This is a genomic window from Desemzia sp. C1, from assembly GCF_020882875.1.
Classification (GTDB): Bacteria; Bacillota; Bacilli; order Lactobacillales; family Carnobacteriaceae; genus Desemzia; species Desemzia incerta.
This window is the reverse complement of sequence record NZ_JAJIZP010000003.1, coordinates 2,378,255-2,391,375: the sequence shown is the minus strand read 5'-3', so window position 1 is coordinate 2,391,375 and position 13,121 is coordinate 2,378,255. Positions and strand designations below refer to the sequence as shown.

Annotated in this window: 12 protein-coding genes; 11 read left to right on the top strand and 1 reads right to left on the bottom strand. The window is 38.3% G+C overall.

From position 1 onward, the window contains the following. The 3 genes from LMF32_RS11960 (at position 1) to LMF32_RS11950 (ending at position 1,987) form a co-directional block, all read left to right on the top strand. A complete protein-coding gene (locus LMF32_RS11960) occupies positions 1-414 on the top strand; it encodes a transcriptional regulator (RefSeq protein ID WP_230524878.1) in 414 nt (137 codons plus the stop codon). 96 nt (positions 415-510) lie between these two features. Then, positions 511-900 carry a helix-turn-helix transcriptional regulator gene (locus LMF32_RS11955; protein ID WP_230524877.1) on the top strand — a complete coding sequence of 130 codons (390 nt, stop codon included), beginning with the start codon at positions 511-513 and terminating at the stop codon, positions 898-900. A 520-nt stretch (positions 901-1,420) separates the two neighbouring features. Continuing rightward, the gene (locus LMF32_RS11950) at positions 1,421-1,987 is read left to right on the top strand and encodes a metal-dependent hydrolase (protein ID WP_230524876.1); all 567 of its coding nucleotides are present in this window, start codon (positions 1,421-1,423) and stop codon (positions 1,985-1,987) included. Positions 1,988-2,025: 38 nt separating this feature from the next. On the opposite strand, the gene def is transcribed toward LMF32_RS11950, so the two are convergent. Next, a complete protein-coding gene (gene def, locus LMF32_RS11945; protein ID WP_092481155.1) occupies positions 2,026-2,589 on the bottom strand; it encodes a peptide deformylase in 564 nt (187 codons plus the stop codon). A gap of 191 nt (positions 2,590-2,780) precedes the next feature. On the opposite strand from def, the gene gdhA reads away from it, so the two are divergent. The 8 genes from gdhA to LMF32_RS11905 all read left to right on the top strand — a co-directional run bounded on the left by gdhA (position 2,781) and on the right by LMF32_RS11905 (position 12,972). Beyond that, positions 2,781-4,127, top strand: coding sequence for an NADP-specific glutamate dehydrogenase (gene gdhA / locus LMF32_RS11940; RefSeq protein WP_230524875.1), 1,347 nt, complete (start codon positions 2,781-2,783; stop codon positions 4,125-4,127). 416 nt (positions 4,128-4,543) lie between these two features. Beyond that, a complete protein-coding gene (gene pdhA, locus LMF32_RS11935; protein WP_092481153.1) occupies positions 4,544-5,653 on the top strand; it encodes a pyruvate dehydrogenase (acetyl-transferring) E1 component subunit alpha in 1,110 nt (369 codons plus the stop codon). A 2-nt stretch (positions 5,654-5,655) separates the two neighbouring features. After that, positions 5,656-6,633: an alpha-ketoacid dehydrogenase subunit beta gene (locus tag LMF32_RS11930; protein ID WP_092481152.1), complete on the top strand. Its 978-nt coding sequence runs from the start codon at positions 5,656-5,658 to the stop codon at positions 6,631-6,633. A 153-nt stretch (positions 6,634-6,786) separates the two neighbouring features. Continuing rightward, positions 6,787-8,406: a dihydrolipoyllysine-residue acetyltransferase gene (locus LMF32_RS11925; protein WP_230524874.1), complete on the top strand. Its 1,620-nt coding sequence runs from the start codon at positions 6,787-6,789 to the stop codon at positions 8,404-8,406. A gap of 12 nt (positions 8,407-8,418) precedes the next feature. After that, positions 8,419-9,825 (top strand): dihydrolipoyl dehydrogenase, encoded by a 1,407-nt coding sequence (gene lpdA / locus LMF32_RS11920; RefSeq protein WP_230524873.1) that lies wholly within the window; start codon positions 8,419-8,421, stop codon positions 9,823-9,825. Between the two features lie 563 nt (positions 9,826-10,388). Further along, entirely contained in the window at positions 10,389-11,678 is a 1,290-nt protein-coding gene (gene ltrA / locus LMF32_RS11915; protein ID WP_230523625.1) for a group II intron reverse transcriptase/maturase, read from the top strand. A gap of 188 nt (positions 11,679-11,866) precedes the next feature. Beyond that, on the top strand, positions 11,867-12,139 hold the full coding sequence (locus LMF32_RS11910; RefSeq protein ID WP_230524872.1) for a UPF0223 family protein: 273 nt from the start codon (positions 11,867-11,869) through the stop codon (positions 12,137-12,139). 41 nt (positions 12,140-12,180) lie between these two features. After that, positions 12,181-12,972: an inositol monophosphatase family protein gene (locus tag LMF32_RS11905; RefSeq protein ID WP_230524871.1), complete on the top strand. Its 792-nt coding sequence runs from the start codon at positions 12,181-12,183 to the stop codon at positions 12,970-12,972. Positions 12,973-13,121: the final 149 nt, after the last annotated feature.

Below are 13,121 nucleotides of genomic sequence, written 5' to 3'. Positions count from 1 at the left end.
ATGAAAAAATCTACTTTTAAAAATATTGAAACTATCTTACATGATTATCCTGACTATGGTCCATATATTGCTCATCTTGAAGAAGGTATTTTATATCCTTCCACTCTTCAAGATGAAAATATAGGCGGAGGGAAATCAGGTTTTATCAGTAAACCAACAGAACAAAAAGTATTAACTATCGCGGATGATAGAAGAATAAGAAATCTTACTCTATATAAAAACACTATTGATCGATTACTGTTTCAATCGGATGAAGAAACTAAAACAATTATCAAGGAATATTATTTTAGAAATCCGAGAATACTTACATTGAGTGATATAGCTTCAAAATGCCATTCTAGTGAACGAACTTGTGTTAGATTACGTGATAAATTCTTTGATCGAGTTGCAGATGAATTAGGATTCATGAAGTAATATCGTTCCAAACAAAAAGAAGCCATTTGGGCTTCTTTTTTTGATATTTAGCATTATACTAGTCATGAGTATAGAACAAAGCTAGAGGTGAAGAAAATGGCATTTGATCAAGAGTTGAAAAAATGGATGCGACAAAAAGAAGTTACTCAAAAACAATTGTCAGATTTAACGGGTATTGGTAAATCTTCCATCAGTCAATATATTTCAGGGAAAAATGAACCGTCTGAAAAAAATAAACAAAAATTAATGGATGCTTTGGACATTCCCGTTTCTTATTGTAGTCTGGAAAGCAATGAGAAAATAAATGATGATAAGATCGGTAATGTACCTATTTCGGTTGCAGCAAAGAAAATGGGCAAATCAGAACAATTTATAAGGGTTGGTTTACAACGAGGTGTATTTGATTTTGGTTATGCTGTAAAAATGAGCAGTAAATATTCTTACCATATCAGTCCAAGTAAATTTAAAAAATATATTGGTGAATAAAAAACAATCTCTTTATACATAGCGCCCACACTAGTATTTTGAGTTGCATTATGGAATTAGTATTGAATTGAATGACCCAGAAAATGACCCAGAAATGGTTTCAATTTAATCAAATTGATTGAACTAGTAAAATATTAAATCATCTACTATTAAGCTGGTTTGATAATGAGTGATGTTGTGTGAAAGTAAAAAGGGACCCCCCTTATCTCCATATGTATATTTAAAAAATCTTTAAACCGTCTTTTACGATGGTTTAAAGATTTTTTTGTTGCGATTTCTTGCTCCTTTTTTATTTGCTACAAAACTTCGAGTAATTCACACTCTATTATGATACAATAGAACGTGCGTTCGCCGCCGCGGGATGAAGTGTCTCGTGGTGGGAAGGCGTATTTTGTGTTGGAAGGTTTTTTTTGATTCAGATTCCTAAAATGCAAAGATTATTTTGAACACCTTTATTTGGTATCAGCGGCGAGAGTCGTGTGAAAAAGAGTGGGGTGTTTATCATTTGAAAGGAGAAAAAATGCGTTACAAAACACATTTAGCTGTCACTTACGCTGTTACATTACCTATGCTGGCTTCTTCGGATGCTTTGACGTTAGGTAACTTAGCAGCGTTGGGAGTGGGTTCGTTATTTCCGGATATCGACCATCCAGGGTCGTTTATTGGAACGCGTATGCCGATCATCAGTGATGGGATGAGAAAATTATTTGGGCATAGAGGGATCGTGCATTCTTTGGCAGGCGCTGTTTTTTTCACAGTACTAGTTAGAATACTGCTCGCTGGTTTAAATTTGCCGATGGATTGGGCGACGTGGTTTTTGATGGGGTTTCTGGCTCATTTAGTAGAAGATTCTTTTTCAAAATACGGCATAGCTTGGCTTCAGCCTATTTACAATAAGAATATTCAGTTTGGTTTTAAACGCATCTATTATACGACTGGTGGAGTAAGCGAACTGATTATATTTGCTGTTGCATCTGCAATTATTCTGTATCAAATTGTTCAACTCGATCTGTTTGCGCAACTCGCTTTTCCTTTTTTGGAATTTCAAAATGTTGTAGAGCAAATCAAAAATACTTATTTTACCTAAAGAAAAAAGGAGCCGGGTTTTACCCGACTCCTTTTTTCTTATGAAATAATATTGACACCTTCATCTAATTGATAAGGGTTTTCTTCGTTGATGCGGTCGTAGAACATTACACCGTTCAAATGATCGATCTCGTGTTGAACGACCATTGCTGCATAATTTTTCAACCGAACTTTTTGTTTTTCACCATTTAAATCATGGTAAGTTACGGTGATTCTGCTGTGACGAGGCACATAACCTGGAACATCACGATCCACTGACAAACATCCTTCTCCTTCAGCTAAACAAGAAGATTGAACAGAGTGGCTGACGATTTTAGGGTTCACCATCACGTCGCTTAAAATATAGTCTTCACTGTCTTCTTCGATCCCAGGGATATGAACGGCTACCATACGAATAGATTGATCGATTTGCGGAGCGGCTAATCCAACACCGGCTCTTAGTTCATATTTTTCTGCTAATTCGGGATCTTGGCTATTCACTAAGAATTCCATCATTTCGTGTCCTAAATCAATTACTTCTTTAGATAATGGTAATTCTACTTCTTTAGCGACTAAACGAAGAGTAGGATGGCCTTCTCGAATAATGTCTTTCATTGTAATCATTGATCATTCACTCCTACTTAATATTAATAGTACTATTTTAATAGTTGTCAAACTAACTTTCAACCTATCTATTCTAACAGCATTATGTAAAGAATGCACGAGGATTTCTTCTTTTTATCTGTATAAAAATGTGCGATAATAAAAAAGTTATTATTGTATCATCATTTTTTAATGAAACAAGGAGGACTATTATGTCAGAGGCTAAACAATATATTGAGCAGATTTACCAAGAAGTAAAGGAAAGAGATTCTCATCAACCGGAGTTTTTACAGGCTGTTCATGAATTTTTCTATTCTATTGAGCCTGTGTTGTCAGCACATCCCGAATTCATTAAAGAGAATATTTTAGGCCGTATAGTAGAGCCTGAACGAATCATCCAATTTAGAGTTCCTTGGGTGACAGATCAAGGAGAAGTAAAAATCAACAGAGCTTTTCGTGTGCAATTCAATTCAGCCATCGGACCATATAAAGGAGGACTAAGATTCCATCCAACTGTTGATCAAAGTATCGTTAAATTCTTAGGATTTGAGCAAATCTTTAAAAATAGTTTGACTGGGCTTCCAATTGGTGGAGGAAAAGGCGGTAGTGATTTTGATCCTAAAGGGAAATCAGATGCTGAAGTAATGCGTTTTTGTCAAAGTTTGATGACAGAATTGCAAAAATACATTGGTCCAGATATGGATGTTCCGGCTGGAGACATCGGAGTAGGGGCTAGAGAAATCGGATACTTATATGGACAGTACAAAAAATTGAACGGTTCATTGAACGGTGTGTTGACTGGAAAACCTCTTTTATATGGAGGAAGCATCGGGAGAACGGAAGCAACTGGTTATGGACTGGTTTATTTTACAAAAGCTATGTTGGAAGACGCGAAAAAAAGTTTCAAACAGCAGAGAGTTATCGTTTCAGGAAGTGGAAATGTAGCAACTTATGCCATGGAAAAAGTTCACGAGTATGAAGGAATAGTGATTGCTTGTTCTGATTCTGACGGGTACATCATTGATGAAGAAGGAATCGATATCGAATTAGTAAAAGATATCAAAGAGAATAGACGTGGTCGTATTTCTGAATACGTAAACGACCATCCAAACGCTGCTTACTATGAAGGAAATGTGTGGAATCATAAAATCAGCTACGACATAGCATTGCCGTGTGCTACACAAAATGAAATCACTAAGGAAGCTGCAAATACCATCCTTGGAAATGGCGTGTATGCTGTTGCTGAAGGGGCAAATATGCCGACAGACTTGGAAAGTACAACATTATTCCAAGAAGCTGGTGTGCTGTTTGGACCGGCTAAAGCCGCAAATGCCGGAGGAGTAGCAGTTTCGGCACTAGAAATGTCTCAAAACAGTCAGCGTCTAAGTTGGACTTTAGAAGATGTAGACCATCGATTAAAAAGTATTATGGAAAATATCTACAAGCAAGTCAGTGAAACGGCTAAGGAATATGGAGTAGAAGGCGATTTTGCAGCCGGCGCGAATATAGCTGGTTTTTATAAAGTAGCTAATGCAATGGTAAGTCAAGGGATTGTTTAATCAAAAAAGAAGCGCGAGTTGCTGCGCTTCTTTTTTTTGTAGTTTGTTTTAATTTACAAAACAAGTACAGTTGTGTGAAAAATAGTACAGAGATAATCTGTTTGTGTAACAGATTTTAATTCAAAAAAATAGCCAAAAGATTGTGGAGTTATAAGCATCTGCTTGAAAAAGAGAACGCTTTACCTTGCTGGAATTGTGAATACGTTCATTTGTCTAAAATGAAATAGTGCTTTATAAAGGAATAGAAAGCGTTCTTACTCCACTTTATACGAATAATTTCAAACCATAGATTAAGTGCTTGCAAAATAACAAAAAGAATGATAGATTTGTATAGTAAACGAAATTAATTGATACAGTTTCAAAAATCTGTATTATTTTTAAAATTATACTGTTTAAAAGAGAGGAATGGGTAATAAATGGCTAACAATAAACAACCTGTAGATTATGAAGCGTTGTTAAGTGCAATTGATGCTGCTTATCCAATGGTACAAATCTTAGACAAGGATGGAAATGTCGTAAACGAAGACATTATGCCTGAGTTAACTGATGATCAGTTAGTAGAATTAATGGAGAAAATGGTGTGGTCACGTACATTGCATAATCGTTCAATGGCTCTAGCTCGTCAAGGACGTTTAGGTTTCTACGCACCGACTGCAGGTCAAGAAGCTTCTCAACTTGCAAGTCATTATGCATTTACTAAAGAAGACTGGTTATTCCCTGGTTACCGTGATATTCCACAATTGATCCAACACGGATTACCTGTAAGCCAAGCTTTCTTATGGTCTAGAGGACACGTTGAAGGAAACAACTATCCTGAAACTTTGAAAGCGATGCCTCCTCAAATTATTATCGGAGCTCAAATTATCCAAGCAATGGGTAGCGCAGTAGGACAAAAATTAAATGGCGATAATGCTGTTTCATTCACTTATACTGGTGATGGCGGTTCTTCACAAGGAGACTTCTATGAAGGTTTGAACTATGCAAGTCGTTACAAAGCTCCAATCGTGTTTTATATCCAAAACAACGGTTACGCTATTTCGACTCCACGTGAAAAACAAACTGGCGCTACAACTTTAGCTCAAAAAGCAGCTGCAGTTGGAATCCCAGGTATCCAAGTAGACGGTATGGACCCGCTAGCAGTATACGCTGTATCTAAACAGGCTAGAGAATGGGCATTAGCAGGAAATGGTCCTGTTTTAATCGAAACAGTTACTTCCCGTTTCGGCCCTCACTCAACTTCTGGAGATGACCCATCAATCTACCGTGACCAAGAAGGTATTGATTACTGGGCACAACGCGATCCATTGATCCGTTTCCGTAATTTCTTAACTGAAAAAGGTCTATGGACAGAAGAAAAAGAAACTGCTTTTATTGAAAAAACACAAGAAGAAATCAAAGAAGCTGCTAAAGAAGCAGATAAAGCACCTAAACAAAAAATCTCTAGTTTCTTGAAAAACATGTATGAAGTACCTGGTCAAGTAACTCAAGAGCAAATTGCGAAGTATGAAGCAAAGGAGAGTAAATAATCATGGCACAAAAAACAATGATTCAAGCGATCACTGAAGCGCTAGATCAAGAAATGGCACAAGACAATAAAGTGATGATTTTTGGTGAAGACGTTGGTAAAAACGGTGGAGTTTTCCGTGCTACTACAGGTCTTAGCGAAAAATATGGTGAAGATCGCGTAAGTGATACTCCACTATCTGAATCTGCGATTGGTGGAATGGCTATTGGTTTAGCTCTTCAAGGATTCCGTCCAGTACCAGAAATCCAATTTATTGGTTTCATTTTTGAAGTAATGGATTCTATTGTAGCTCAAGCAGCTCGTACTCGTTACCGTATGGGTGGTACCCGTACTATGCCGATCACTTTCCGTATGCCATTTGGTGGGGGAGTTCATACACCGGAATTACATGCTGATAACTTAGAAGGTTTGTTCACGCAATCTCCAGGTTTGAAAGTGGTTGTTCCATCAAACCCTTATGATGCAAAAGGATTGTTGACAGCATCTATTCGTGACAACGACCCAGTTGTCTTCTTAGAGCATATGAGACTTTACCGTTCATTCCGTGATGAAGTTCCTGAAGAGCAATACACTGTTCCTCTAGGTAAAGCTGCGGTTACTCGTGAAGGTAAAGACGTTTCTATCATCACTTATGGAGCTATGGTTCGTGAATCATTAAAAGCTGCAGATGAATTAGAAAAAGAAGGTATCTCAGCAGAAATCATCGACTTAAGAACGATTTCTCCATTAGATATCGAAACAATCATTGCTTCAGTTGAAAAAACTGGACGTGTAGTAGTTGTTCAAGAAGCTCAACGCCAAGCTGGTGTAGGTCCAACAGTTATTTCTGAAATCTCGCAACGTGCTGTGTTATCTCTTGAAGCTCCAGTTGGATTTGTAGCAGCTCCTGATACGATCTTCCCATTCGGTTTAGCTGAAGATGACTGGAACGTAAACTCAAAAGATATTTTTGAACAAGTTAAAGAAACTGTAAACTTCTAATTTTAAAAGTGTCATTGCTTTTCTAAACGGAAGATTTTTAATAGAATATGAATGAATGACTTTAACATTGAAGTGGAAGGAGGCATTCATTCATATTATTCATCTTACAAAAAGTTTAAAACTACAGTGATAGAGAGAAAGGAAGAAATAAACATGGCTTTCAAATTTAAAATGCCAGACGTTGGCGAAGGAATGGCAGAAGGCGAAATCGTAAAATGGTTAGTCGCTGAAGGAGATACAGTACAAGAAGAAGATTCAGTTGCTGAAATCCAAAACGACAAATCAGTTGAAGAGATTGCTACTCCAGTTTCTGGAACAATCAAAAAAATCTTAGTACCTGAGGGAACAGTAGCAACTGTTGGAGATGTATTGATCGAAATCGATGCACCAGGACATGAAGACGAAGAAGATGCAGCAGCATCTACTCCATCTTCACCTGCAAACGAAGAAAAAGCTGTTGATCCAGCAACTTCTGGTTCAGCAGGATCTTCAATCTATAAATTCAAAATGCCAGACGTTGGCGAAGGAATGGCAGAAGGCGAAATCGTAAAATGGTTGATCGCTGAAGGAGATACAATTGAAGAAGAAGATTCAATTGCTGAAATCCAAAACGACAAATCTGTTGAAGAAATTGCTTCTCCAGTTTCTGGAACAGTTAAAAGCATCCTAGTTTCTGAAGGAACAGTAGCTACAGTTGGCGACGTTCTTGTAGAAATCGATGTTCCAGGATACGTTGACGAGTCAGCTCCTGCAGCTGAAACTTCTTCTGCGGCTGCAACTGAAAGCAAACCTGCTGCATCAACACCTCAAACTGGTGAACGTAACGAACGCGTACTAGCTATGCCTTCAGTTCGTCAATTTGCTCGTGAAAATGACGTAGATATCGCTTTAGTTACTCCATCTGGTAAAGGCGGACGTACAACTAAAGAAGACGTACAAAGTTTTATGTCAGGCGAAACAGCTGCTCCAGCTAAAGAAGAAAAAGCTGAAACTACTGCAACTCCAGCAGCAAAAGAAACCAAAAAAGAAGAAGCACCAGCTGCACAACCATTTACTTCTTCTATGGGCGAAGCAGAAACTCGTGAAAAAATGACACCAACAAGAAAAGCTATTGCTAAAGCAATGGTAAACAGCAAACATACTGCTCCTCATGTTACATTGCATGACGAAGTAGAAGTTTCTAAATTATGGGATCACCGTAAGAAATTCAAATCAATTGCTGCTGAAAAAGGAACAAAACTTACTTTCTTACCATATGTAGTTAAAGCATTGGCAGCTACAGTAAAAGCATTCCCTGTAATGAATGCTTCTATTGATGACGCATCTCAAGAAATTGTATACAAAAACTACATCAATATTGGTATCGCAACTGATACTGACAATGGTCTATATGTACCAAACGTTAAAAATGCTGATGCAAAAGGGATGTTTACAATTGCAGACGAAATCAATGACAAAGCAGCTCAAGCTCATGAAGGTAAATTAGCTGCAGCAGACATGAGAAACGGTTCAATCTCAATCAGTAACATTGGTTCAGTTGGCGGCGGCTGGTTTACTCCGGTTATCAACTACCCTGAAGTAGCTATCTTAGGTGTAGGTACAATCACGCAACAACCAATCGTTAATGCTGAAGGTGAAATTGCTGTTGGACGTGTCATGAAACTTTCATTAAGTTTTGACCACCGTATTGTCGATGGAGCAACTGCTCAAAAAGCAATGAACAACATTAAGAGATTGTTAGCAGATCCAGAATTGTTATTAATGGAAGGTTAAGGTGAAAACTAAATGGTAGTAGGAGATTTCGCATTAGAATTAGACACAGTTGTTGTAGGTTCAGGACCAGGCGGATATGTTGCGGCTATCCGTGCTGCACAATTAGGACAAAAAGTAGCGATCGTTGAAAGAGAATACATCGGCGGAGTTTGTTTAAACGTTGGTTGTATTCCTTCTAAAGCATTGATCAGTGCTGGACATCGTTACCAAGAAGCTTTAGATTCATCAGTATTTGGTGTTACTACGGAGAATGTCACTCTTGATTTTACTAAAACTCAAGAATGGAAAGACAACAAAGTAGTGAACACATTGACTAGCGGTATCGAAATGTTGCTTAAAAAGAACAAAGTAGAAATTTTACGTGGAGAAGCTTATTTCAACAATGATCATACCATGCGTGTGATGACTGAAATGAGTGCACAAACATACACGTTCAAAAACGCTATTATTGCAACAGGTAGTCGCCCGATCGAAATCAAAGGATTTAAATTCGGCGGACGAGTAATCGATTCAACTGGTGGGTTGAACCTTAAAGAAGTTCCTAAGAAATTAGTTGTTGTAGGTGGAGGTTATATCGGTAGTGAATTAGCCGGTGCTTACGCTAACTTAGGTGCTGAAGTAACGATTCTTGAAGGTATGAACACTATTTTAGGTGGATTCGAAAAAGATGTTGTTAAATTAGTTGAAAAGAACTGCAAAGCTAAAGGTGTTAAAGTCGTAACAAGTGCTATGGCTAAAGAAGCTGTAGAAACAGACAACGGAGTTACAGTTAAATATGAAGCAAACGGTAAAGAAGAGTCAATCGATGCAGATTATGTAATGGTAACTGTAGGACGTCGTCCAAATACAGATGAATTAGGATTAGAAGCTGCTGGTGTCAACATGACTGATCGCGGATTAGTTGAAGTTGACGAACAAGGACGTACAAGTGTAGACCACATCTTCGCTATTGGAGATATCGTACCTGGTCCAGCTCTTGCTCACAAAGCTAGTTATGAAGCAAAAGTAGCTGCAGAAGCTATTTCTGGTAAAAAAGTTGCTGTTGACTATCGTGCTATGCCGGCTGTTGCATTTACAGATCCTGAAATTGCCATCGTTGGATTAAACGAAAAAGAAGCTAAAGAAAAAGGATTAGATGTTAAAGCATTTAAATTCCCATTAGCTGGTAACGGACGTGCACTTTCTTTAAATGCAACTGAAGGATTTGTTCGTTTAGTTGTTACTAAAGAAGACAACGTTATTGTTGGTGCTCAAGTTGCCGGAGTAAGTGCTAGTGACTTGATTGCTGAATTAGGTTTAGCAATTGAAAGTGGAATGAATGCAGAAGACATTTCATTGACAATCCATGCTCACCCAACTTTAGGTGAATCTGTTATGGATGCAGCTGAAGCAGCATTAGGAATGCCAATTCATATGTAAGAAGTAAATTATCGTAATACACGGTAATTATTTTAAGAGAAGCTGGAAGCATGATTCCAGCTTCTCTTTTTGTTCGCCCAGCATGGGCGAACTCTAACGGGTGCAAGTCCCGAATGCGACCTGACAGTGGTAAGCATATAGCTGACGGCAAGGGTGTCCACCGTGAGGTGGAATCTGAAGGAAGCCTAAGGCAAAACTCTGGTCTGACGAACAGAAATCACATAAGAGGTGAGTCGAGTGGATAAGGCTGCGAAAGAAGCTAAAGTCCGATAACTGTCCTAACTCGAAGCATAAATGTGGCAGATAGATGGAGTGAAAGAGTTCGCACCTTAACTGGGGAGGTCTCATGACGTTATACCAAATACACTTAGTGATAAGTGCTTGACTCATGAGAAGTCAGCAGAGGTCGTAGTAGTGAAGACAGCTAGTGAAAGCTAGAAAGAGCGAAGGACCGAACAATTTTATCGTTACAAACATCTTTATTGGAGGCCGCCAAAGACTATTGGCTACGACAGCGTAAAAGTAGATAGCTGCCTTACGAGAGCAGAAAAGGAGTAACAAGCATGCAGGAAAACAGGACACTGGATAGAATCCTATCCAGAAATAATTTAAACGAAGCCTTTCGACAAGTGGAACGGAATAAAGGTGCCGCAGGCATTGACGGTATGTCTATCGAAGAGGCTAAAGAATATCTTCGTCAGCACAAAGAAGAGCTTATTCAGACTATTCGTCAACGTCACTATCAACCTAAACCTGTCAGAAGAGTAGAAATACCTAAACCATCGGGTGGGGTCAGACTACTGGGTATACCGACAGTGATTGACCGAGTTATTCAACAAGCGATTGCACAAGTTCTCACACCCATTTTTGACGAACACTTCCACAACAGTAGTTATGGATTCCGTCCAAACCGCAACGCCCATATGGCTATAGCGCAAGGGCTAAGAGATATGAACGAAGGTTATCACTGGATTGTCGACATTGATTTAGAGAAGTTCTTTGACACCGTTAACCATGATCGACTGATGAATCTAGTTTCTCGGAAAATAACCGATGGTGATGTGATATCATTGATTCGGAAATATCTCGTGAGTGGTATTATGGTAAACGGAGAATATGAGGAAAGTCCAGTTGGCACTCCCCAAGGGGGAAACCTCTCGCCATTATTGAGTAATATCCTCTTAAATGAACTCGACCAAGAACTAGAGAGAAGAGGTCTACACTTCGTGCGATACGCAGATGACTGCATTATCCTCGTTAAGAGCGAATTCGCAGCAAGGCGCGTAATGCGTTCGGTTACACGATATATTGAGGAAACTCTGGGTTTAACTGTGAACACGAGTAAATCGAAAATCATTAAACCTAATGACCCAACCTTTAAATTCTTGGGATTTGGATTCTATTGGTCGAAAGCAGATAAAGGCTATCAAGCAAAGCCTCATGCCATATCAATCGAGACGTTTAAATATAAGCTTCATCAGCTAAGCAAGAAAAGCTGGGGCATTGATATGGCTTACCGCATCGTTAAATTGAATCAAGTCATCAGAGGATGGGTGAACTATTTCAAAATAGGAAATATGCACACAAAACTCAAGAAAATAGCGAGTCATCTTCGTTATCGACTGAGGATGTGTATCTGGCACCAATGGAAAACAGCCAAAAATCGAAGAAGAGCCCTCACTAAACTAGGGATGAGCGACTACAACGCCTACATGAATAGCCACAGTTCCAAAGGAACTGCCCGAATAGCCCTGTCCTGGGTTATGACAACCACAGTAACCAATAAGATACTAGCCCTTAAAGGTCTAGTATCTCCAGATAGTTACTATTTAAAACAAAAGCATGTTATATGAAATTGAACCGCCGTATACCGAACGGTACGTACGGTGGTGTGAGAGGACGATTAATAAATTAATTATTTATCTCCTACTCGATTATTTTACATAGGTTAAAAGTTCAGAACAGCAATATATCTCAAATTTTGGTATAATAGAAAAAGAAGAAAAAAATGGACTATAAATAATCGAACGAGGTTGGTAAGATGAAAAACAGTTATGAGTATCCACTAGACTATGAGTGGAAGCGAGATGAAATGGTAAATGTTGTAAATCTATGGCGTTTAGTAGAGTTGGCTTACGAAACTGGAGTAGACAGAGAAGAATTCTTAGCTCAATATGCTTTATTTAAAAAAGTTATTCCTTCTAAAGGAGAAGAAAAACGATGGGGTAACAAATTCGAAGATATTTCTGGTTACTCCTTGTACCGAGTAGTAAAAGCTGCTAAAAAAGGTACAAACAAAACAATAAAAATGTAAATGTATGCTTATATTGAGCTATAAAATAGAAAGAAAGGGTGATGGGTTTGGAACAAATCAATAAAAGACATGAACTGATTACACAATGGGTGCTTGAAGCTGGTAAAACGATCAAGGATTCATTTGAAAAAAGCATCCAAGTAGAAGAAAAGTCGAATCGAAATGATTTAGTTACGGAAATGGACAAGAAAACAGAGGAAATGTTGATTAAAAATATTCGTCAGCATTTTCCTGATGAACGAATCTTCGCAGAAGAAAGTGACAATGAAGAGATAAAAGATTTGAATGGGGTAGTTTGGATCATTGACCCTATTGATGGAACGTTGAATTTTGTAAAACAACAGAATGATTTTGCTGTCATGGTAGCAGTGTACGAAGACGGGATTGGACAGATGGCATATATTTATGATGTCATGAAAGATGAATTGTACAGTGCAATCAAAGGTCAAGGAGCTAGTTGTAATGGACAACGAATAGATACTGTTCAAGATCTTCCGTTGAAAGACGGGTTGGTAGCCATTAGCAGTCTGCTGCTATCTGGTAAAAGTGAGGCGGTTCGTCAAGTCGCACGTAAGAGTAATGGAGTCCGAATGATCGGGTCAGCTGGTCTGGAGACATTGTATGTCAGTACAGGCAGGTTAGTAGCTTATATAGCCGCTTCATTAGCTCCATGGGACATTGCTGCTGGAAAGTTGATTGCCGAAGAAGTTGGTTTAGTTTACACACAAGCCAATGGTGAAAAAATCGATTTATTGAAAAAAAATCCAGTCGTTGTCGCTACGCCTGCAGCTCATCAAGAAATTATTCAGCATTTGACTGAAAAAGAAAGCTGAAAAAAGTAAAATAAAACAGTGTTTGTCTATTATAAGAAGTTGCAGCTTAGAGGATGAAAAAAATGAAAGTTTTTCTTTTCAAATACTCTGCAAAGTGTTACACTAGGAAAGTTGAAAGTTGAACCTAGTACGTTTTCATAGCGTTTTCA

What these genes read in the sequence shown, in the direction of transcription:
- LMF32_RS11960 (WP_230524878.1), top strand. Translation starts at nt 1, where the DNA reads ATGAAAAAATCTACTTTTAAAAATATTGAAACTATCTTACATGATTAT.
- LMF32_RS11955 (WP_230524877.1), top strand. Translation starts at nt 511, where the DNA reads ATGGCATTTGATCAAGAGTTGAAAAAATGGATGCGACAAAAAGAAGTT.
- LMF32_RS11950 (WP_230524876.1), top strand. Translation starts at nt 1,421, where the DNA reads ATGCGTTACAAAACACATTTAGCTGTCACTTACGCTGTTACATTACCT.
- def (WP_092481155.1), bottom strand. Translation starts at nt 2,589, where the DNA reads ATGATTACAATGAAAGACATTATTCGAGAAGGCCATCCTACTCTTCGT.
- gdhA (WP_230524875.1), top strand. Translation starts at nt 2,781, where the DNA reads ATGTCAGAGGCTAAACAATATATTGAGCAGATTTACCAAGAAGTAAAG.
- pdhA (WP_092481153.1), top strand. Translation starts at nt 4,544, where the DNA reads ATGGCTAACAATAAACAACCTGTAGATTATGAAGCGTTGTTAAGTGCA.
- LMF32_RS11930 (WP_092481152.1), top strand. Translation starts at nt 5,656, where the DNA reads ATGGCACAAAAAACAATGATTCAAGCGATCACTGAAGCGCTAGATCAA.
- LMF32_RS11925 (WP_230524874.1), top strand. Translation starts at nt 6,787, where the DNA reads ATGGCTTTCAAATTTAAAATGCCAGACGTTGGCGAAGGAATGGCAGAA.
- lpdA (WP_230524873.1), top strand. Translation starts at nt 8,419, where the DNA reads ATGGTAGTAGGAGATTTCGCATTAGAATTAGACACAGTTGTTGTAGGT.
- ltrA (WP_230523625.1), top strand. Translation starts at nt 10,389, where the DNA reads ATGCAGGAAAACAGGACACTGGATAGAATCCTATCCAGAAATAATTTA.
- LMF32_RS11910 (WP_230524872.1), top strand. Translation starts at nt 11,867, where the DNA reads ATGAAAAACAGTTATGAGTATCCACTAGACTATGAGTGGAAGCGAGAT.
- LMF32_RS11905 (WP_230524871.1), top strand. Translation starts at nt 12,181, where the DNA reads ATGGGTTTGGAACAAATCAATAAAAGACATGAACTGATTACACAATGG.